The following is a 19,026-nucleotide window of genomic DNA, read 5'->3' on the forward strand; positions in this document are numbered from 1 at the left end:
GTTAGGCGTGCGCAATGCAGCAAAAGACAGCGCTTTTGACACATTCATCATCGCCAATGCAGACACGAGAGGCTTGTTGCAAGTCAACAAGTCACGGAGCAACGCGCACGCCGGCCGTCAACCGGGTACGGATCAGAACTTCAGCGGGGGAGCTTGGGCCGGAGGTGGCCGATTGATGCGATCGCGCCAGCGCGCTCGAACAGGCGCTGGCCGACAGGCGGGACGTAATACAGCGGCGCCGGCAAGCGCCGCAAGGAGAAGGAACGTCAGCGCGGATACGCCGGCGGCGGCCGCTGCCCAAAGAAATGCGGCAAGGTCTGCCGGGCCAATGGCAGGCTCGACATCCACCTCGAAGGGTTCCTGGCTCGTCAATGCCCAGTCATGAAGACGGGGTGCGACCTCCGCAATAGCGGGAGGACGGTGAGCAAACGATACGGATTGGAAATGAGAATCAACCGCGGCAGGAAGCGTGGTGTGCACGTGCAGGCCAGATTGTTTCGGTGTTCCGAGATGGCCGTGCAGAAGCGGGCTTAGCAGCTGCATCAACACGATGGTCAACAACAGCATTGCCCGGAGCGAGAGGCTTGCGGTCGCACGTGACATGTGCGAATTGTAACGCAATGTGCCTTTCGTTTGGCGGCACCAGGCCACCGGCTCCCCGGAAAACTCTGGCCGCCAAGCGCTTCGCACGTGCATCGTGAGATGTCCCGAAACAGCAGCCGACGGTGCGGCAATCAAGCTCAACCGATTCCCATCGGAGACAGTCCCACCACAGCATGCGTCAACGCATATGCCGACGAATACTCCAGCTCGCCCGAGGCCTGCGCGTGGATCGTGAACAGCGGTTGCCCAACATTCACTTGATCCCGCAGTCGCACACGCATCTGTACGCCCGCGACTTGACGCATCGGCGCGCCCGCAAGCTTCGCAATGCGGGCAAGGTGGCGGTTGTCGATGTGGGTGACGATTCCATTTTGCTCGGCAACGACGTCGCGGCGGAACACGGCTTCTCCGGGGATGCGCAAGCCACCCTGCGCCTCGCAGATCGCTTCGAATTTTCGCCATGCAGCACCGCTGTCCAGCAGGTCGGTTGCCATGACAAGCCCCGTTCCGGCAACAGCCGTACCGCAAAACTCCAGCAATGCGCCGGCCAGCAATAGAGACCGTTCCCGCAAGTCGAACGGCGCGGTAGGGGTCCGTTGGAGTACAGCCAGAACGTCTCTTGCTTCCAGCGCAGGGCCGATCCCGCGGCCAACGGGCTGCGCGCCATCCGTGCGCACCATCAGCACCTGCACCCCAAAAGCTTGCGCCACACGCTTGAGCAGCATTTCAAGGCGTTCAAGGTCTTCGACACTGCGGACTTTGGCCGTCGGCCCCACAGGCACGTCGATCAACACATGGGTGGACCCGGCCGCGATCTTCTTGGAGAGAATGGACGCCACAAGCTGGGCATCGCTGTCGACGTCCAGTGCCCTTTCCACTCGAATCAAGACGTCGTCCGCCGGGCTGAGACTCAATGCCCCGCCCCACGCGAGCGATGCCCCAACCTGCCCCACAACGCATCGCAACTCTGCCGCGCTCAGGTTGACGCGGGTGAGCGTTTCCATCATGTCGGCGGTACCCGCAGGCGAGGTGATGGCGCGTGACGACGTTTTAGGCAGCAGCAGCCCCGCCGCCGCACAGATGGCAACGACGATAGGGCTGGTGCGATTGCCGGGCAGACCGCCCACGCAGTGCTTGTCTGCCACGACCGCGCGGTCCCACTGCAGACGCTCTCCGGAGTCGACCATCGCTTGTGTGAGGTCGATGGTTTCCTTGATGGTCATGCGGCTGGATGCGCAGGCGCTCAGGAATGCCGCGATATGGACATCGGCATAACGCTCATGCGAGATGTCAGCAATGATCTCCTGCAATTGCTTGGCGTCCAGATGCCCGCCATAGATCTTGGCCCGCAGGGCGCGCAGCGACTCAAGCGACGGCGCGTGCCTGACGCAGACTTCGTCACCCGGGCGCGCCATCAACGAATCGACCGCGCTGGCTGACAGGCTCACCTCATGCTTTTCCAGCAACCCCGAGCCCACGAGGTTCAGCGTGGCGATCAGCGATCGCTGCCCGATCTGGACTTCTACGCGGGCCTGCGCGGCAAAGCCCTCGGACCGGCAGATCGCGCTGTCAGGGTGCATGTAGATGACGTGCTCCTGCCACGTGTCAATGCCAAGCGCCTTGAACCTGAGGCATCCCAGCGGGGCAATGGACGCGTCAACTGGGGGCATGGAGACGGTGGTCATGACAGGCATGTCAGCCAGCGAACCGGAAGTGCCCGCTGTGTAGCGTGATCTCCTTGGAACCTGTTTGCTCGAACAGAAGGCGTGCAACTTCTTCGATATCTCCACGGTGCACCTTGAACGCGCTCAGCAGATCGTCCGACCGGCAGGAAAGCGCACCAAAATGATCCTCGAGGGCTTCCGCCGTGATTGCGTAGCTTGCGGAGCAGCCATCGACCGACGCGCGGCATTGCAGGCGCGGCCCTGCTGCGCAGTATGTCGGGTCGTCAGGCAGGAACCTGATCTGTTTCATGATGGCCTCCAGATACGAAAGCGCCCCGGTCAAACAAGCATCTGCTTGCTCAAAGGCAGGGGTAGATCAAACATGCGTGAAATGGCATCGACCAGCGGCCCTGTCAGTGCAATCTGGTTCGAAGGATGCGGGATCGTGTCGCACGTGACCACCTCGGCGCTGGCCGCACACAGCTGGCTGTACGCGTCGGCGGCGAACACAGCATGCACTCCTACGCATACCGGCTGCGGTTTGCCGGCGCGCTGCAGCAAGCCTGCGGCCGCAAGCATCGTGCGCCCGGTCGAGATGATGTCGTCGACGAGTACCGGCACACACCTTGGTGGAATGTTCGGCAACTCAGTCACTTCCACGTGCCACGCACTGTGTCGCGTCTTGGTCAATGCTGCCCATGGGGCCCCGCACATGCCTGCTACTTGCTCGACCCACTGCCTGCTTTCCTCGTCAGGCCCGATCAGGAACGGCGCCTGTACATGGGTCTGAATCCATTCGGCAATGGCAGGGGCGGCTTCCACGGCGACCGTCGGCACGCGATAGACCTCCGACAAACGCGAAATGCGATGCAAGTGCGGATCCACCGTGACAAGCCAGTCGAACACGGGATTGAGCAAGGCGGCAAAGTGTTCCGCAGCGCGAATCTCGCCCGCATTGAAGATGACATCCTGCCGCATATACGGCAGGTACGGCGCAATCAGGCCAACGCGGCGCGCCCCGCCCTGGCGTGCGGCAATTGCCAGCCAGAGCAGTGGCAAGAGCTTCTCGTCGGGATGATCGAGTGTGCAGACAATGGCCACTTCTGCGCCGTGCACGGGCGTGTAAAGCCGCACGTACGACTCTCCGTCGGGAAAGTGGGTCACTGCGGCATGCCCCAACTCCGCGCGCAGCGGAATGGCAAGTCGCATGGTGGCGGTGTCGCAGCCGGGCATGGCAATGAGCACACGCTGCGGGTCCAGGGCAACGGTCGGGGCGGTCATGCACCCTCCAGTTCGTAGGACTGGCGGTACTCCGGCATGCGGACCGGCCACTGCAATTCATGCTCGATCCGCTGGCGCAAGGCGTCGCTGGCGGCTGGCTCGCCATGCACGATGAAGGTCTGCTGTGGCGGCCGCGTGAAGCCCCGTAACCAGGTCATCAGTTCATTGGCATCCGCGTGGGCGGACAGATTCTGGATCTGCTCAACCGAGGCTCGGATGGCAACCTCGCGTCCGTGCACGCGCAACGCCCTTTGACCGGCCAGCAGCGCGGCGCCCCGCGTGCCGGCGGCCTGGAAGCCCGACATCAGGATGGCGTTGCGCTTGCCGCCGCCAAAGCTCTTGAGGTGATGCAGCACCCGCCCGCCGGTCGCCATGCCGCTTGCCGCAAGAATGATCTTGGGCGCGCGATCGTTCCCCAGATGCCTCGACTGTTCAGGGCTCTGCACCGGAATGGCCAATGCACAGGCGGCCTGGCAGTCGGCAGCCTCGATATGCAGATCGTCAATATGATGCGCAAACACCCCCGTCGCCAGTTCGGCCATCGGGCTGTCGAGGTAGATCGGCACATGTGGAATCCGATGCTCGCGGATCAGCATGTAAAGGCAATACAGAAGCTCCTGCGTACGCCCCACAGCGAAAGCCGGGATCAGCAGCGTGCCGCCCTGCCCGATGGTCCGCTGCACAACCTGCTCGAGTGCATCGAGCGGGTCCCCCTCCGGATGCACGCGATCGCCATAGGTCGATTCGACCAACAGGGTATCGGCCTCCGCAATGGGCTCGGGTGGCCGCATGACGGGATCGACCTGCCGCCCCAGGTCGCCGGAGAAGACAATGCGGCGCCCCTCGGTCAGCAATGTTGCCGTGGCCGCACCGATGATGTGTCCTGCACGGTGGAACTCCGCTTCCACGCCGTCGGCAACGGAGAAGCGCTCGCCATAGCCGACGGGATGCAGCCGGCGTAACGCCCTGGCGGCGTCCTTTTCGTCATAGAGCGGCAACGCGGGATGATGGCGCGAGAACCCCTCGGCGTTCGCGTACTGTGCATCCTCCTGCGCAAGCCGAGCGCTGTCAGGCAGCAGGATGTTGCACAGTTCTGCCGTGCCTTTCGTGCAATAGACCGGACCATGAAACCCATTGCGCACGAGCAGCGGCAGGTAGCCGCTGTGGTCGATATGGGCATGCGTGAGCACGACCGCATCGATGTGATGCGGGTTGACGGCAAGCTTGTCCCAGTTGCGCAGACGCAGCGACTTGTAGCCCTGAAACAGCCCGCAGTCGACCATCACACGGTGCGCGCCGGTCTCAAGCACATACTTTGAGCCCGTCACCGTGTCGGTTGCGCCGAGAAATTGCAGCCGCATGCCACAGTCCCCTGGCGCCTAGCGAATCGTGATGCGCTGCTGTGGAGAGGCGTCCTTCTTGGGCAGCGTCACACGCAGCAGTCCGTTTTCGTACGTGGCGTCGACCTTGCTCTCATCGACTGCCGCATCCAGCGTGAACATGCGCTGCATGGTGCCGCTGTAGCGCTCGCTGCGGATGATGCGTTCGCCTTCCTTCTCTTCGGAAGTGCGCTCCACCTTGGCCGAGATCATGACCGTACCGCGATCGACCGTCACGTCGATATCTTCCTTTTTCGCACCCGGGATTTCTGCGACAACGCTGTATGCCTTGTCAGACTCCGTCACATCCACCTTGAATGGCAGCGCGCTATCCATGCTGCCGCGAACCGAGCGCAGAAGCCCCTGGAAGATATCGCCAACCGGTTCAATGGCGAACGGGTCATAACGCTTGAGTTGACTCATGACTGCCTCCTGATGAGTGATCCCAGGGTTCCTGGGGTCAATAGATTCATCGTGGCACGGCAGTGCCGGAGCGCCTTGCGGCAGATCAACGGTGGCGCACGGTAGCCGTCGCAAGCGCGGCTTGGGACTCGCATCAAGCACATCGCTTCTGAGGTGCCGGCTGCCGTGTCAGGCTTTCCTGACATGGAAACCCGCGGCTCCGACAGCATTCTCAGCGCAGCCTGCATGACGCGGGCGTGTGCACTGCCAATACTGGTGGCACATCACCAAACAGCGCAGCGTCTTGTCGCATCGCCCCCTAGAACTCGACAACGCCCAGCCAGTACAACGGAGCGCGCCATGAGCCGGAACATCGAATGCATCGCCCTGTGGAATGCGCCGCAAGACCTCGCCGCTTTTGACACTGCGCTTCCTGTTGGCGCACACCTTGTAGCGGACCGCGATGGGTACGAACACCACGGCATCTATGTCGGCAATGGGCAGGTCATTCACTACGCCGGCTTCTCGCGCCGTCAGCGCCGCGGGCCGGTGGAGCGCATCTCCATTGGCTGCTTTGCATGCGGTTTTGCAGTGACCATCCAGCGCGACGCCAGCCCCTGCTACGACGGTGAAGAAGTCGCCCGCCGTGCCGGTTCACGCCTGGGGGAGCGCAATTATCGGCTGCTGACCAACAACTGCGAGCACTTCTGTTCGTGGTGCCTGTTCGGAGAATGCCGCAGCGCACAGGTGGAGGCGTGCCTGAAAAGCCCCGTGCGAGCTGCGCGCACGCTATTCAAGCTGATGCTGCTGGCGCTTTCGACCGAATGTCGGACCGCACACCCGCAGGCTCGGGCCGCGTGACACCGGAGAACTCCATGCCCCAATGCGATACCTCGTTGCGCGAGCTGGTCACCAAGTGGTTTGGCCTGAGCGATATGCCGCATCTGCGAATCACGCGCCTGCATTGCCCCGGCGTCGATTGCGGCTGCGTGCGGGCGGAGCTGACGACATCCGCCCGCCCGCTTGCCATCGTCTTCTTTCGTCACCAGGCGGGCTGCTGGAGGTTGTTTCCGCCATCGCCCACACGCCGCCGATAGTGGCAACGTAAGTTTCCCTGCTGTAAGCCGACCCCAACTTGCGGGTGGGTTGATCCGCATCAACCGTCATTCCGGCTCAGGCACGAACATCAAGGTTCGATCCGGATGCCGGTTGACGCACGACCATGCGAAGGTGAACACGTGAAAGAGAGTATGCAGCCACGGCAGCAAAGGTTCTCGCTCTGGTACGCCGTCATCGTCGCGTTGACCATGCTGGCGTTTCAGACGCTGTTCATGTCCGAGCAGGTCGACACACTCCCCTACAGCGACTTCAAGGTCCTACTGCATGCGGGCAAGATCAAGGACGTCGCCATTGGTGACCAGGACATCACCGGCACGTTCTCGACGGAAGGCGTCGAGGCGTTGCTGACGCAGCAGCAGGTCGATGCCATCCACCGTACAGGCAAGGGCGACCATCCTTTCCAGACCCTTCGCGTGAATGACCCGGCTCTTGTTCAGGAGCTGGAGGCGGCAAAGGTGCGCTTTGTCGGTCGGCCGGACAACAAATGGTTGAGCACCCTCTTGTCGTGGGTTGTGCCTGCGCTCCTGTTCTTCGCGGTTTGGAACTTCCTGATCCGGCGCATGGGCGGGGCCGCCGCAGGTGGGCTGATGGAAATCGGTAAGAGCAAGGCAAAGGTCTACATGCAAAAGGAAACCGGCGTGACCTTCGCCGACGTTGCCGGCATCGATGAAGCCAAGGACGAGTTGTCGGAAATCGTGAGCTTTCTGAAAGAGCCACTGCGGTATCAGCTCCTGGGCGGCAGGATCCCCAAGGGGGTGTTGCTTGTGGGGGCACCCGGCACGGGCAAGACGCTGCTTGCCAAGGCAGTTGCCGGTGAAGCAGGCGTGCCTTTTTTCAGCATGAGCGGGTCGGAGTTTGTCGAGATGTTCGTTGGTGTAGGTGCCGCACGCGTGCGGGATCTGTTCAGCCAGGCCGAATCCATGGCGCCATGCATCATCTTTATCGATGAACTCGATGCCCTGGGCAAGACGCGTGCGTTCAACCTGGTTGGCGGCAATGAAGAGCGCGAGCAAACGCTGAACCAGCTTCTGGTCGAAATGGACGGCTTTGACAGCAACAAGGGCGTCATCATCATGGCCGCGACGAACCGGCCCGAAATACTTGACCCTGCGCTGCTTCGTCCTGGCCGGTTTGACCGTCATGTCGCCCTGGACCGTCCGGACCTCAAGGGGCGAGAGCAGATCCTCAAGGTCCACGCCAAAAACGTCACGCTGGGGGCCGATGTCGACCTAGGCAAGATTGCCGCCCGAACACCGGGCTTTGCCGGCGCCGACCTGGCCAACCTCGTCAACGAGGCGGCGCTTCTTGCGGCGCGCGAAGGTAAATCCGCCGTCGAGACCACCGACTTTGACCAGGCGCTTGACCGCATCGTTGGCGGCCTGGAGAAGAAGAACCGCGTGATGAACGCCACGGAAAAGGAGACGATTGCCTACCACGAAGCCGGCCATGCCATCGTGGCCGAGCACCGCCCCCTGGCCGATCGCGTTTCGAAGGTTTCCATCATTCCAAGAGGCATCGCTGCCCTGGGCTACACGCAGCAGACGCCTACGGAGGACCGCTATCTGCTCAAGCACAGCGAATTGCTGGACCGGCTCGACGTGCTGCTGGGCGGCTACGTTGCCGAGCAGATCGTGTACCACGATGTATCGACCGGTGCGCAAAACGACTTGCAACGCGCCACTGACATGGCCCGCCAGATGATTACCCAGTTCGGCATGAGCGAACAGCTCGGACTGGCGACCTATGAGCAGACGCCCAACCCGCTACTCGCCGGCACAGGCTTGATGCAGCGCGAGCGCAAGGAATATAGCGAAGACACAGCCCAGTTGATCGATGCGGAAGTGCGCAAGGTGTTGTCCGATGCCAGCGCACGCGTGACCGCAACACTGGAAGGCCAGCGTGCCAAACTGGACGCTTTGTCGCGTATGTTGCTGGACAAGGAGGTGGTTGACCGCCACGACCTCGACATGATTCTGGCTGGCAACGTGACCCCAATGCCGCCCCCGAAGGCAGAAGCGGGCTCCCCCGCCAGCGTTCCAGCGCTAGTGCCAGCGCAACAGCCGCATTCACGGTAACAGCGCCGTGGTCAATGGCTCGATGGCGAAGGTTTCGTCCAGATGGATCAGCGCGTCAAACTGGGCACCGATGGCGGCATCGAAGTAGTGCGAGGCGTACTCGGTTTTCGGCAGGTACAGCACACCGATTGCCCGCTCCAGCAGCGGCTCGTGGAACACATCTGCCGCCGTATCGCCAAGCGGCAGGAGGAAGCGATCCAGCCCGGTGCTATGGAACACATGTTCCCAACTGTCCGGCAGCGCGGGGCGCACCCACTTCCGCTCGGCCTCGCCGCCCCACTCGGATGCGGCGCATACATGGCCCGTATAGGTGGTAAAGCCGACAAGCAATGCGGCGCCGCCCACCCGCTCACGCACGAGCTGTCCAAGGTTCCACTCATGCCGGCTGGCGGACTCCGTTGCCCGCGCATCGCCCACATGCGAGTTGTGCGCCCACACGACGACCCGTCCGTCGCCGCCTCGGCGCTGCCGGTATGCAGCCAAACCAAACAGCGTTTGTGCCATGTGCGCATCGCGCAGGTTCCACGTATTGACGCGGTGCCCGAATGATTCGCGGTAGTACGCTTCTGCGTTGACGACGACGATTGCGTTCTGCTCGGCAAAGAAATGCGAGTCGATGGCAGCGATCCCGTCCTGCTCGATCAGCCTGGCCTCGCTTGCCCGAAGCCGACGCAGTTGCTCGACCACCTCGCGTTGCGCTGGCAGCCTCAAACCTGCGGCGGCTTCGTAGCCGTACGTCATGGGTTCACGCACATGGTCCAGTGCCGCGTAGTGCATGCGCGCCACCGCTGCCTGCTCGGGGTCGGTCTTCTGCAGGTATTCGATGACGGCCTCGGCAGACCGGTACAGGCTGTACAGATCCAACCCATAGACGCCCACACGTTCTGAGGCAGCAAGGGCCGTGTTGTGCTCATGCAGCCAGGTGATGAAGTCGAGCATCTCCGGGTTGCGCCACATCCACTCCGGAAAACGCTGGAAATCGCCTAGCGCCTCGGTAGCGGTGTCCGCGCCCTCGCCCTGGACATAGCGGTTGATGCGCCACACGTCCGGCCAATCCCCCTCGATGGCGACAGCGTCAAAGCCGCCTTGCACAATCAACTGCCGTGTGATGTCTGCGCGTGACTGATAGAACTCGCGTGTTCCGTGCGTAGCCTCGCCAAGAAGAACGTAGCGCTTTCCCTTTGCCATCTCCAGCAGGGGGGCGTAGTCGGCAGCGCTTCCGGTGAGGCGGCTGGCCGCTTCGCGGACACCAAGAAAAGGCGTGAGAGGGGCAGACATGGGCGACGGACTCCACGGATGCAGCGGCAGTATCTGCAGTCTAGGCAGCGCTGATACACATTGATTGCGCTATCTCAAGCGACAGGCCGCTCGGCATTGCGGCGCAGCTCGACTCGAGTCTGGCCCGATGAGAGCTGCTGCACGCAGAGTTGATTCAGCCCAAAGTGCATCGCGCTGCGGGAGGTACTCTGAGAGTTGTCCACCGCGACTGCGTTGCAGATTCTGGTCTGCAGCAGGCCGGAGGAACTCGCCCTCATAGGAGTCAACATGAAACAACGCTCTCAATCCGAACGAGTGCGGCCGGCACGCTGGAGCCCATTTGCCGTCGAGCCGATCCACAACCGGTATCGGCAACCCGACAAGGCACCCGCGGCAAGCTGCTGCCCAGTCTGCGGTGCTGTCTACCTCAAGGGCCGCTGGTTATGGCGCAGTCCACCGCCCGGAGCCACTTCGTTGATCTGCTCGGCATGCCAGCGTGCCGCCGACCAGATGCCGGCAGCCCGAATCCACCTCTCGGGGGACTTTGAGGCGGCCCATCGGGAGGAGATCCTGACACTCGCGCGCCACCGCGAGGCAGATCTGCGGGCAGATCATCCGATGGAGCGCATCATGGCCGTCGAATCCACGAGCAGCGGCACTGACATCCTGACGACCGGGTTTCATCTGGCGCGCGACATCGGCCACGCAATCCACCATGCATTCCATGGGCACCTGACATTTGACTATGGCAACGCAGAAACCGAACTGCACGTGAAATGGAGCCGGTAGCGCCGAGGGGGCGTTCCGTAGCGCCCCCAGCCGCCTAGCCGACAGACCGATCATCCATACAACGGATCATCGCCGGCCTTGCGAGCCAAGCGGCGCTTCAACAGCGGTCAATCAGGCCGAGGCAGGTGCAACTCAAGACAATGAGACCTCTGCGTAGCGCTGCTCGATTTCGGCGGCGCTGCCAAGTTCGGTACCGGCATGGCTCAACGCGGCTGCGGCGGCGGCCATGCCGTACCGAAATGCCTCTCGCATGCCTGCATCGCGGTTTAGCGCCCACACCATTCCGCCCACGAAGCTGTCACCTGCCCCAATCGTGCTGAGAATTGACGTTCCGACAGCACCCGAGCGGACAACCTCTTCCTGCGTGACGAGCATGGCGCCGCCCGCACCCAGGGTGAGCGCGACCACCTGCGCGTGCCCCTTGCGGACAATCTCCCGCGCAGTCTGCATGCAATCCGCTTCCGTCTCCAGCGCGTGCCCCGTCAGTTGCCGAAGCTCGTTCAGGCTCGGCTTGATCAGGTATGGCGTATGCGGCAACGCAGCACGCAATGCCGGACCGGCGGTGTCCAGTACGACGCGGCTGCCGCGCGCCTTGGCCCTGTCAATGACCCATGCATAGAAATCGTCGGCAACCCCAAGTGGCAGGCTTCCGCTCAGCACAAGGTAGCGCGGCGCTGGTTGCAGCGCATCGAGGTGGTCCAGGCAGCGCTGCCATTCCGCCTCTAAGACGACCGGCCCCGGCATGACGAACCGAAACTCCCGGTGGCTGCACAGTTCCGTCACGGAAAAATTCTCTCGCGTCTCCCCTTCGATCCGGAGGGCGGCGAACGATAAGCCCTCTGCCGACAGGAGACGCGCCAATCGCTCGGCCACCGGACCGCCGGCAAGGTAGATGGCGAGGCAATCCCCGCCCAGGCGATGGACAACGCGGGCGACGTTGATTCCGCCCCCTCCAGGGTCACAGCGGGCCGGTGCGCAGCGCATCTTGTGCGTATCCGTCAAGCGCTCCACCGACGTGGCGATATCGATTGCGGGATTGACCGTGAGCGTGACGATTTCCGGCATTGCACACCTCCAGGGGACACGACTGGCAGCATGACAGTGCCAACGTGTCCAGGCGATTTTTCTGGGCGCAGGGTAATCGGCCCTCGTTTGATACGGCACAAAACCAGCGCCATCCATCATGCCAGTATTGATTGGACTGGCCGAGTCACCCTTGCTGCTTGTCGTCTCAGGTTGGGGATCGGCTTGAAAATATAGGAGACGCAATCGCCATGAAGACCGCATCACAAAACCACGGGCACCTCACCGCGAAAGAGATCAGAGAGATCATCGGCCCGTTCGAGATGGAGGTGTTGACTCGTATTCTTGCGATTGATCCGACCATCGAGGATGTGCAGATCGCCTACAAGTGGCTTCGCTCAGACGAGCATCTCGTCCGCGGCATGAATATCGAACTCACTGGTAAGGCCAAGACGATCTATGAGCTCCTTGACGCCGAGTTTCCGGACTTCGACGCATTCGGGCATGGCGCCTAGGTTCCTCTTGCAACAATCCGTCGAACCCGCACCGAAAGGGAGGCCGTCATGGTCAACGACACCGCGCACGTTGTCTGGCTCGAAAACCTCCGGCGGACCGATGTTCCACGGGTCGGCGGCAAGAATGCGTCGCTCGGCGAGATGCTGGCCAACCTGGCGGGACGGGGCGTCAACGTTCCGCCGGGCTTTGCACTGACAGCCGATGCTTTCAGGCAATTCATAGAGGCAAATGATTTGCAGCCGGTCATCTTCTCGGCGCTCACCGACCTCGATGACAGCAAACTTTCCCTGGCCGAAGCGGGACTTGCCATCCGACGCGCCATGCTTCGCGGTGAATGGCCAAAAGAGACGGCGCGGGCAATCCGTCTTGCTTACGATGAACTGAACCGCCGAACAGGGCAATCCGACTTGGACGTTGCCGTGCGATCCAGCGCAACGGCCGAGGATCTGCCAGAAGCAAGCTTCGCTGGGCAGCAAGAGACCTATCTCAACATCAAGGGCGAGCGCGCCCTGCTTGACGCCTGCCGGCGCTGCTACGCGTCGCTTTTCACCGACCGGGCGATCAGCTACCGCCAAGCGAAGGGAATCGACCATCTGAAGGTCGCGCTGTCGGTCGGTGTCCAGCGCATGGTGCGATCGGACCTTGGGGGCGCCGGCGTCATGTTTTCCATCGATACCGAGACGGGCTTTGACAAGTCCGTCCTGATCAATGCGGCATGGGGGCTCGGCGAAAACGTGGTTCAGGGAGAAGTCGATCCCGATGAATATGAGGTCTTCAAGCCGCTGTTGTTGGAACCGTCGCTATCGCCCATTGTCGGGAAAAAGCTTGGCGGAAAAAGCCTCAAAATGATCTGCACAACCGACAACGAGCAGCCGACGAAGAACGTCCCCACCTCGAAAGCCGAGCGTGCGGCTTTCGTCCTGAGCGACCACGATATCCTGGCTTTGTCTCGCTGGGCCTGCGTGATCGAACAGCACTATGGCCAACCGATGGACATTGAATGGGCAAAGGACGGGCTCACCGGCGAGGTGTTCGTCGTGCAAGCCCGCCCGGAAACGGTCGAGTCACGTCGTGAAGCCAGTGCGGTAAGGACGTGGCATATCAAGAAGGCAGGCCGCAAGATCCTCTCCGGTGTCAGCATCGGCGAAGCCATCGCCGCCGGCAAAGTCTGCATCATCGAAAGCCCCAGCGACATGGGGCGTTTCGTCGACGGCGCCATCCTGGTCACCCAGACGACGGATCCGGATTGGGTGCCCGTCATGCGGCGGCCGGCTGCCATCATCACCGACCAGGGGGGACGCACATCGCACGCAGCGATCGTCAGCCGAGAGCTGGGGCTTCCAGCCATCGTCGGCGCCGGTAACGCGACGCATCTGCTGCATGACGAGCAGGAGATCACCGTGTCATGCGCAGAAGGCCGAGAAGGATTCGTCTACGAAGGCATTGCCGACTTTGCGGTCGAGGAGATCGACTTTGGCAATATCCCTGCGACGCGCACCAAGGTCATGCTGAACCTCGCCAACCCGGCGGCGGCGTTTCGCTGGTGGCGGATACCCGCCGACGGTGTCGGGCTCGCGCGAATGGAGTTCGTCGTGAGCAACCATATCAAGATCCACCCGATGGCTCTGGCCCGTTTCGAGACACTCAAGGACGAAGGTGCCAGGCAAGCCATCGCAGCGTTGACGACTGGCTACGAAGATCGCACGGAATATTTCGTCGATCGCCTTGCGCGTGGATTGGGACGGATCGCAGCGGTCCAGTATCCGCACCCTGTCATTGTCCGCATGAGCGACTTCAAGACCAATGAGTACGCGCATCTGATTGGCGGCGCGGAATTCGAGCCTAAGGAAGACAATCCCATGCTCGGATTCCGTGGCGCATCGCGGTACTACTCCCCACGCTACCGGGAAGGCTTCGCGCTCGAATGCCGCGCCATTCGACGCCTGCGCAATGAGATGGGCTTCACGAACGTCGTGGTGATGATCCCTTTCTGCCGTTCAACAAAAGAAGCGGACCGCGTGCTTGAGGTCATGGCTGACAACGGCATCCATCGTGGCGAAGCCGGTCTCCAGGTTTACGTGATGTGCGAGATCCCATCGAACGTGATTCTGGCAAAGGCCTTCGCGCAACGTTTCGATGGCTTCTCCATTGGCAGCAACGATCTGACGCAACTGACGCTGGGCGTTGACCGTGACTCGGCCGATCTCGCGGCGCTTTTCGACGAACAGGATGACGCCGTCAAGTGGATGATCCAAAGCGTCATTGCGAGTGCTCACGAGGCGGGTGCACATGTCGGTCTGTGCGGTCAGGCGCCGAGCGACCACCCTGAGTTTGCTGCCTTCCTGGTCGAATGCGGTATCGATTCCATATCGGTGAGTCCTGACAGCTTCATCGCGGTCAAGCGCAGTGTGGCTGCCGCGGAGAGCACTGCCGCGAAAGCGCCGTGATACGGACGTCACTCAAACTGGTCCTAATCAGTTGCAGCGCTTTTTCACCCGTACCGCAGTCACCTTATATTCGGGCGTATGCACCAGCCGGTCTCGCACGGGAGAGGTCAATCGGTTGACCAGGAGATCGGCGCGGTGAAAACTGCAGAACAATTGTCCAATCTGCATCGCATGGCTGATATGCAACGGCAGGATCGCGGAACCATACCGGCTTGATACCTCGACCACATCACCTTCGGTAAAGCCGTGGCGTGCTGCATCCGCTGGTGCCATGTCCAGCGTGTCCGACGGCCGTAGCGCTGCGTTCGGGGTGCGGTAGCTCATCGTGCCGGCGTTGAAGTGCTCCAGCACGCGACCTGTGGTCAGAAGAAAGGGATAGTCATCGTCTGGCCGCTCGGGCGTCGGCACATAGGCGACCGGTATCAGAGCGGCCGTCTTGCCGCCGGAAAAACGTTCCCGGTGGAGCACGGGTGTTCCGGTGTGCGTTTCGTCAGGGCACGGCCAATGTAGGTTTTCGCCGTCCAGGCGCGAATACGCCAAGCCGGCGCCCTCTGGCCAGAGCGCGCGCACTTCATCCCAGATCTGCTCGGGGCCGTCAAACTCGAAACCCTCCGGCTTGCCCATGCGTGCAGCCAGCGCTTGGATAATCCACCAGTCGGAGCGTGCCTGCCCAGGAGCCGTCGTGACAGCATGAACACGCTGTACGCGTCGATCCGAGTTCATGAAGGTGCCCTCTTTCTCGAAGGCCGATGCCGCGGGCAGAAACACCGTACCGAACGCCGCAGCCGTCTGGTTGATAAACAGGTCTTGCACAATCACCAGATCCAAGGCGCCAAGCGCGGCAGCCGTTGCGGATGCATTGGCCAGCGAGAGATAAATGTCGTAGCCCATCACCCACAGCGCCTTGAGCCGCCCCGCCTGGGCTGCATCCATCATTTCTACGACATTCAGCCCGCGCGTGGCGGGCAGTTTGGCACCCCACACCTGTTCAAAGCGCGCGCCCGCCTGGCCAATGGACTGGGCGCCGGTGAGGGTAGCCGGGTCGCATCCCATCTGTGCTGCGCCCTGTACGTTGTTCTGCCCACGCAATGGATTGATGCCGCTGCCCGGCCGACCGAGATTGCCCGTTAGCAGCGCCAGGTTGATGAGTGCCATCACCGCTTCGCTGCCTTGCAGGTGTTCGGTTACGCCCAGGCCATGAAAACACATGGCGGGCTGCCCTTTGGCGTAGATTCTGGCGGCGGCACGAATGGCCGGAGCCGACACGCCACATCGTTCGGCAACGCTCTCAGGAGCGTAGTCCGCGACATGCGCAGCGAAGGCATCGAAGCCGATGACCCTCTCGGACAGAAACGTGCGATCAACCCACCCTTCCTCGATGATCGCGGCGGCCAACGCGTTGAACAGCAGCACGTTGCTGCCAGCGCGCACTGGCAGATGCACGTCGGCCAACGCCGCCAGTTCTGTACGGCGCGGGTCGATGACCACGAGCTGCGCTCCCCTCGACACGGCCTGCTTGATGCGCGCTCCGACGACCGGATGATTCTCGGTCGGGTTCGCGCCGCAGATCAGGAACGCGCTCGCATGCTCGATATCATCGAAGGTGTTGGTGGCTGCGCCAATGCCAAGCATCGTCTTCAGCGCTTTCGCACTGGGGGTATGGCAAACGCGGGCGCAACAGTCGACGTTGTGCGTGCCCAGCACCACGCGGGCGAACTTCTGTGCCAGGTAGTTCTCCTCATTGGTCGCACGTGACGATCCGAGTACGCCAATGGCATCCGCCCCGTTTGTGGCGATGATGTCTTGCAGCCGTGACGCCGTGAAGCCAAGCGCCTCATTCCACCCCACCGCTTGCCACCTTCCATTACGCCGCAGCATCGGTTGGGTGACACGGTCTGGGGCGTGGTTGTACTCGAACGCATACCGCCCCTTGAGGCAGAGATGCCCGCGATTGACGGGGCTATCGGCAGGGCGCACCACGACTACGCGGCCACCGGCCGTTCCAACTTCCATTTGGCAGCCGACTGCGCAGTATGCGCACGTCGTACGGGTCCAAGCCGTAGGCTTGACGCCGGACCGTTTGTCGAACAAGGCTCCGCTGGCACAACTGTCTACACAGGCGCCGCAACTGACGCACCCCGCTGTGAGCAACGTAGGCCCCTTGCCGATTGCAATGCGCGTCGTATCGTCGCGCCCGATCGTCTCCCAGATGAATTGCCCTTGCACTTCCTCGCAGATGCGTACACAGCGGTCGCAATGGACACAGCGTTCCATGCCGACGCCAAGGTAGGGATGGCTGTCATCTGTAAAAAATCCGTCCTCGTGCTTGCCCCCGGGCGGCACACCGTATTCGGCCAGCAGACGGTGGAACGGGTGCTTCGGGTCTGCGGCATACGCCGTTCGCGGATAGCGCGCGGCAATGAGCTCCAGATTCGTGCGGCACAGTGTGTCGAGCGCATGGCTGCGCGTCTGCACGACCATGCCTTCAGCCACTTCGGCTGTGCAACTCGCAACCGGCCGCCGTTGGCCTTCGACCAGCACGAGACACAGGCGGCACGCGCCAGAAGGTGTCAAACGTTTGTCGTGGCACACGTGCGGAACTGCCTTGCCCGCCGTCGACAGCGCGTCGATCAGCAAGGCGCCTTCCGCCACCTCCAATGGGCTGCCGTCGATCGTCAGTCGCACCATGCTTGCAGCTCCGACGGATAGTGGCGGCGCACAGACTGGACAAACTCGGCCAGCCCCCGGCCATGTCCGCACAAGCTGGTCGCCGCCAATGCGTCAATCAACCGGCGAAAACGGTCCGCATCAACTGGCAGACGGTTGGCCGCCGCATCCGCCATCGCTGCAAGAATGGGCGTACCAAGATGACAGGGCGTGCACTTGCCGCATGACTCGCGAGCGCCGAAACGCAAGACCTGGGCAACGATGCGCGGGATGGACGTGTCGTCGGCAAACGCGATGACGCCGCCATGCCCCACGGCGCAATCGATGGTCTGCATCTCTTCGTAGCCGAGCCGGGTGTCGAGCAATGTCGGTGGAACGATGCCGGCCAACGGCCCACCGACCATCAGCCCATTCAGCTTGCCACGACGCAACCCTTGCCCGAGCTGCTCGACGACGTCCGCCAGACTGATGCCGAACTCGACTTCGTAAAGCCCAGGGCGGCGAAACAGAGAATTCAAAGACAACAACTTCGTGCCTCGGCTGTTGGAGAAGCCTAGGGCGGCATACGCGGCGGCGCCATGGGTCACGATCCAGGGGATCGCGCACAAGGTCTCGACGTTGTGTACCAGCGTGGGGGCGCCAAACAGTCCGCACTCGCTGATCTGCGGAGGCCTTGGCCGCACTTCCGGACGGCGGCCTTCCAGCGCGTTCAGCAGGGACGTCTCTTCTCCACAGATGTAGGCGCCCTGCCCCACGACCAGCTCGAGTTCGAGTGTCGGCCCGAGCCAGCCAGCCACACGCGCCTGTTCCAGCGCATGCGACATGACCCGCACCGCATCCGGGTACTCCTTGCGGATGTAGATGTAGCCGCGTCTCGCGCCTACTGCGTGTGCGGCAATCGCAGTGGCCTCAATGAGGCGGAACGGATCCTCCTCTAGCAGGAACCGATCAGAGAACGCGCCCGGGTCACCTTCGTCGGCATTCACGACCACATACTTGGTTTCGGCGCATGCGCTGGCAACGGCTTGCCATTTGATGCCTGCGGGGAATGCGGCGCCGCCTCGCCCTCGCAATCGGGACGCCGCCACCATGTTCACCAACGCTTGTGGCGCCATCCGTCGAGCTTTCTCGAGCGCTGCCCCGCCGCGGCGATAGGTCGGCAGATCGCGCACGCCACCGCGCAGCACGTTGCCTAACAACACGGCTCGGCTCGCATGTTCGCCCACGTGCGGTCGAATATCGTGCGCGCCGTCACTGGGTGCGTCATAGCACTTGCCAAGGCAGTAGAGCACCGGTGTCTGCGTGGCTGCGGTCTGCCAGCGGTCCGGTCTATCGGCGCGGGCGGCAAAACATGCCAACCCCGCGCAAGCGCACTCGCTGATCGCCGTGTGCTCAAGGTGATAAAAGCCGATTGGAGCTGGATGCCGTTGCCTGGGCATCGTCACGGTCTCGCTGGCGCCTCGGTTCGTGGGCGACGTCGCCGCTAGGGTAGACACGACGTCGCTGCCGTTAGCCTGTTCCGCATCCCTACCCCGCTTATGCCGATGCAGGCGCCTGCGCAGGACGTCTCGTAAGACTGGCTTCATGTTCGTGGCCGCAACGGAAGGACAGAATCATTGTTCGCCAGCCGCGCGGGCGCAGCTTGATGCCAGTCAAGCCGCCGGTTGATGCCAGGCCGCCATGGCGCTCAACATCGGTTGGATTGGCGCTTCGCGCTGCACTTTTCTGGGGGATCGGGCAGGGAGCAATATGCCCCCCGAGGAGCCGTCGATACTCACCCTTGCTCTGACAGAAGTGCCCATGC

16 protein-coding genes are annotated in these 19,026 nt (G+C 62.4%); 6 read left to right on the forward strand and 10 right to left on the reverse strand.

Annotated elements, in window-relative coordinates; all coding sequences use genetic code 11:
• Positions 1-132: 132 nt before the first annotated feature.
• From BEK68_RS25315 to BEK68_RS24020, 6 genes are all read right to left on the reverse strand, one after another.
• Positions 133-567 (reverse strand): hypothetical protein, encoded by a 435-nt coding sequence (locus BEK68_RS25315; protein ID WP_249262963.1) that lies wholly within the window; start codon positions 565-567, stop codon positions 133-135.
• Between the two features lie 173 nt (positions 568-740).
• Positions 741-2,288: a thymidine phosphorylase family protein gene (locus tag BEK68_RS24000; RefSeq protein ID WP_024542057.1), complete on the reverse strand. Its 1,548-nt coding sequence runs from the start codon at positions 2,286-2,288 to the stop codon at positions 741-743.
• 10 nt (positions 2,289-2,298) lie between these two features.
• A complete protein-coding gene (locus BEK68_RS24005) occupies positions 2,299-2,577 on the reverse strand; it encodes a DUF1488 domain-containing protein (protein ID WP_004634114.1) in 279 nt (92 codons plus the stop codon).
• Between the two features lie 29 nt (positions 2,578-2,606).
• Entirely contained in the window at positions 2,607-3,548 is a 942-nt protein-coding gene (locus BEK68_RS24010) for a ribose-phosphate pyrophosphokinase (RefSeq protein ID WP_012430387.1), read from the reverse strand.
• Positions 3,545-4,909 (reverse strand): MBL fold metallo-hydrolase RNA specificity domain-containing protein, encoded by a 1,365-nt coding sequence (locus BEK68_RS24015; protein WP_004634110.1) that lies wholly within the window; start codon positions 4,907-4,909, stop codon positions 3,545-3,547. Before BEK68_RS24015 ends, BEK68_RS24010 begins: the two co-directional genes overlap by 4 nt.
• An 18-nt stretch (positions 4,910-4,927) precedes the next feature.
• Positions 4,928-5,350, reverse strand: a complete 423-nt coding sequence (locus BEK68_RS24020) for an Hsp20/alpha crystallin family protein (protein ID WP_012430388.1) — start codon at positions 5,348-5,350, stop codon at positions 4,928-4,930.
• Positions 5,351-5,689: 339 nt separating this feature from the next.
• On the opposite strand from BEK68_RS24020, the gene BEK68_RS24025 reads away from it, so the two are divergent.
• The 3 genes from BEK68_RS24025 (at position 5,690) to ftsH (ending at position 8,523) form a co-directional block, all read left to right on the forward strand.
• Complete coding sequence (locus BEK68_RS24025; protein ID WP_009241737.1) at positions 5,690-6,190, forward strand: lecithin retinol acyltransferase family protein; 501 nt, start codon at positions 5,690-5,692, stop codon at positions 6,188-6,190.
• A gap of 14 nt (positions 6,191-6,204) precedes the next feature.
• Positions 6,205-6,426, forward strand: a complete 222-nt coding sequence (locus tag BEK68_RS24030) for a hypothetical protein (protein ID WP_009241738.1) — start codon at positions 6,205-6,207, stop codon at positions 6,424-6,426.
• A gap of 153 nt (positions 6,427-6,579) precedes the next feature.
• Positions 6,580-8,523: an ATP-dependent zinc metalloprotease FtsH gene (ftsH, locus tag BEK68_RS24035; RefSeq protein WP_024542056.1), complete on the forward strand. Its 1,944-nt coding sequence runs from the start codon at positions 6,580-6,582 to the stop codon at positions 8,521-8,523.
• Here the strand turns inward: ftsH and BEK68_RS24040 are convergent.
• The gene (locus BEK68_RS24040) at positions 8,515-9,801 is read right to left on the reverse strand and encodes an erythromycin esterase family protein (protein ID WP_012430390.1); all 1,287 of its coding nucleotides are present in this window, start codon (positions 9,799-9,801) and stop codon (positions 8,515-8,517) included. The genes ftsH and BEK68_RS24040 overlap by 9 nt on opposite strands.
• Before the next feature lie 267 nt (positions 9,802-10,068).
• Between BEK68_RS24040 and BEK68_RS24050 the strand changes: the two genes are divergently transcribed.
• A complete protein-coding gene (locus tag BEK68_RS24050) occupies positions 10,069-10,569 on the forward strand; it encodes a BCAM0308 family protein (RefSeq protein ID WP_009241741.1) in 501 nt (166 codons plus the stop codon).
• Between the two features lie 132 nt (positions 10,570-10,701).
• On the opposite strand, the gene BEK68_RS24055 is transcribed toward BEK68_RS24050, so the two are convergent.
• On the reverse strand, positions 10,702-11,634 hold the full coding sequence (locus BEK68_RS24055) for a 1-phosphofructokinase family hexose kinase (RefSeq protein ID WP_012430391.1): 933 nt from the start codon (positions 11,632-11,634) through the stop codon (positions 10,702-10,704).
• Positions 11,635-11,843: 209 nt separating this feature from the next.
• Between BEK68_RS24055 and BEK68_RS24060 the strand changes: the two genes are divergently transcribed.
• Complete coding sequence (locus BEK68_RS24060; RefSeq protein WP_004634091.1) at positions 11,844-12,107, forward strand: hypothetical protein; 264 nt, start codon at positions 11,844-11,846, stop codon at positions 12,105-12,107.
• A gap of 48 nt (positions 12,108-12,155) precedes the next feature.
• A complete protein-coding gene (gene ppsA / locus BEK68_RS24065; protein ID WP_012430392.1) occupies positions 12,156-14,555 on the forward strand; it encodes a phosphoenolpyruvate synthase in 2,400 nt (799 codons plus the stop codon).
• Positions 14,556-14,582: 27 nt separating this feature from the next.
• On the opposite strand, the gene fdhF is transcribed toward ppsA, so the two are convergent.
• The gene (gene fdhF, locus BEK68_RS24070; RefSeq protein ID WP_012430393.1) at positions 14,583-17,243 is read right to left on the reverse strand and encodes a formate dehydrogenase subunit alpha; all 2,661 of its coding nucleotides are present in this window, start codon (positions 17,241-17,243) and stop codon (positions 14,583-14,585) included.
• Positions 17,231-18,424, reverse strand: coding sequence for an NADH-ubiquinone oxidoreductase-F iron-sulfur binding region domain-containing protein (locus BEK68_RS24075; protein WP_249262964.1), 1,194 nt, complete (start codon positions 18,422-18,424; stop codon positions 17,231-17,233). Before BEK68_RS24075 ends, fdhF begins: the two co-directional genes overlap by 13 nt.
• Positions 18,425-19,026: the final 602 nt, after the last annotated feature.

The sequence above is a fragment of the Ralstonia pickettii genome, from assembly GCF_001699815.1.
GTDB classification, from domain to species: Bacteria; Pseudomonadota; Gammaproteobacteria; order Burkholderiales; family Burkholderiaceae; genus Ralstonia; species Ralstonia thomasii.

Excerpts from the sequence above, each read along its gene's own strand:
- BEK68_RS24005 (WP_004634114.1), bottom strand. The coding sequence starts at position 2,577 with ATGAAACAGATCAGGTTCCTGCCTGACGACCCGACATACTGCGCAGCA.
- ftsH (WP_024542056.1), top strand. The coding sequence starts at position 6,580 with ATGCAGCCACGGCAGCAAAGGTTCTCGCTCTGGTACGCCGTCATCGTC.
- BEK68_RS24000 (WP_024542057.1), bottom strand. The coding sequence starts at position 2,288 with ATGACCACCGTCTCCATGCCCCCAGTTGACGCGTCCATTGCCCCGCTG.
- fdhF (WP_012430393.1), bottom strand. The coding sequence starts at position 17,243 with ATGGTGCGACTGACGATCGACGGCAGCCCATTGGAGGTGGCGGAAGGC.
- BEK68_RS24050 (WP_009241741.1), top strand. The coding sequence starts at position 10,069 with ATGAAACAACGCTCTCAATCCGAACGAGTGCGGCCGGCACGCTGGAGC.
- BEK68_RS24010 (WP_012430387.1), bottom strand. The coding sequence starts at position 3,548 with ATGACCGCCCCGACCGTTGCCCTGGACCCGCAGCGTGTGCTCATTGCC.
- BEK68_RS24020 (WP_012430388.1), bottom strand. The coding sequence starts at position 5,350 with ATGAGTCAACTCAAGCGTTATGACCCGTTCGCCATTGAACCGGTTGGC.
- BEK68_RS25315 (WP_249262963.1), bottom strand. The coding sequence starts at position 567 with ATGCTGTTGTTGACCATCGTGTTGATGCAGCTGCTAAGCCCGCTTCTG.
- BEK68_RS24015 (WP_004634110.1), bottom strand. The coding sequence starts at position 4,909 with ATGCGGCTGCAATTTCTCGGCGCAACCGACACGGTGACGGGCTCAAAG.
- BEK68_RS24060 (WP_004634091.1), top strand. The coding sequence starts at position 11,844 with ATGAAGACCGCATCACAAAACCACGGGCACCTCACCGCGAAAGAGATC.
- BEK68_RS24030 (WP_009241738.1), top strand. The coding sequence starts at position 6,205 with ATGCCCCAATGCGATACCTCGTTGCGCGAGCTGGTCACCAAGTGGTTT.
- BEK68_RS24040 (WP_012430390.1), bottom strand. The coding sequence starts at position 9,801 with ATGTCTGCCCCTCTCACGCCTTTTCTTGGTGTCCGCGAAGCGGCCAGC.
- ppsA (WP_012430392.1), top strand. The coding sequence starts at position 12,156 with ATGGTCAACGACACCGCGCACGTTGTCTGGCTCGAAAACCTCCGGCGG.
- BEK68_RS24055 (WP_012430391.1), bottom strand. The coding sequence starts at position 11,634 with ATGCCGGAAATCGTCACGCTCACGGTCAATCCCGCAATCGATATCGCC.
- BEK68_RS24025 (WP_009241737.1), top strand. The coding sequence starts at position 5,690 with ATGAGCCGGAACATCGAATGCATCGCCCTGTGGAATGCGCCGCAAGAC.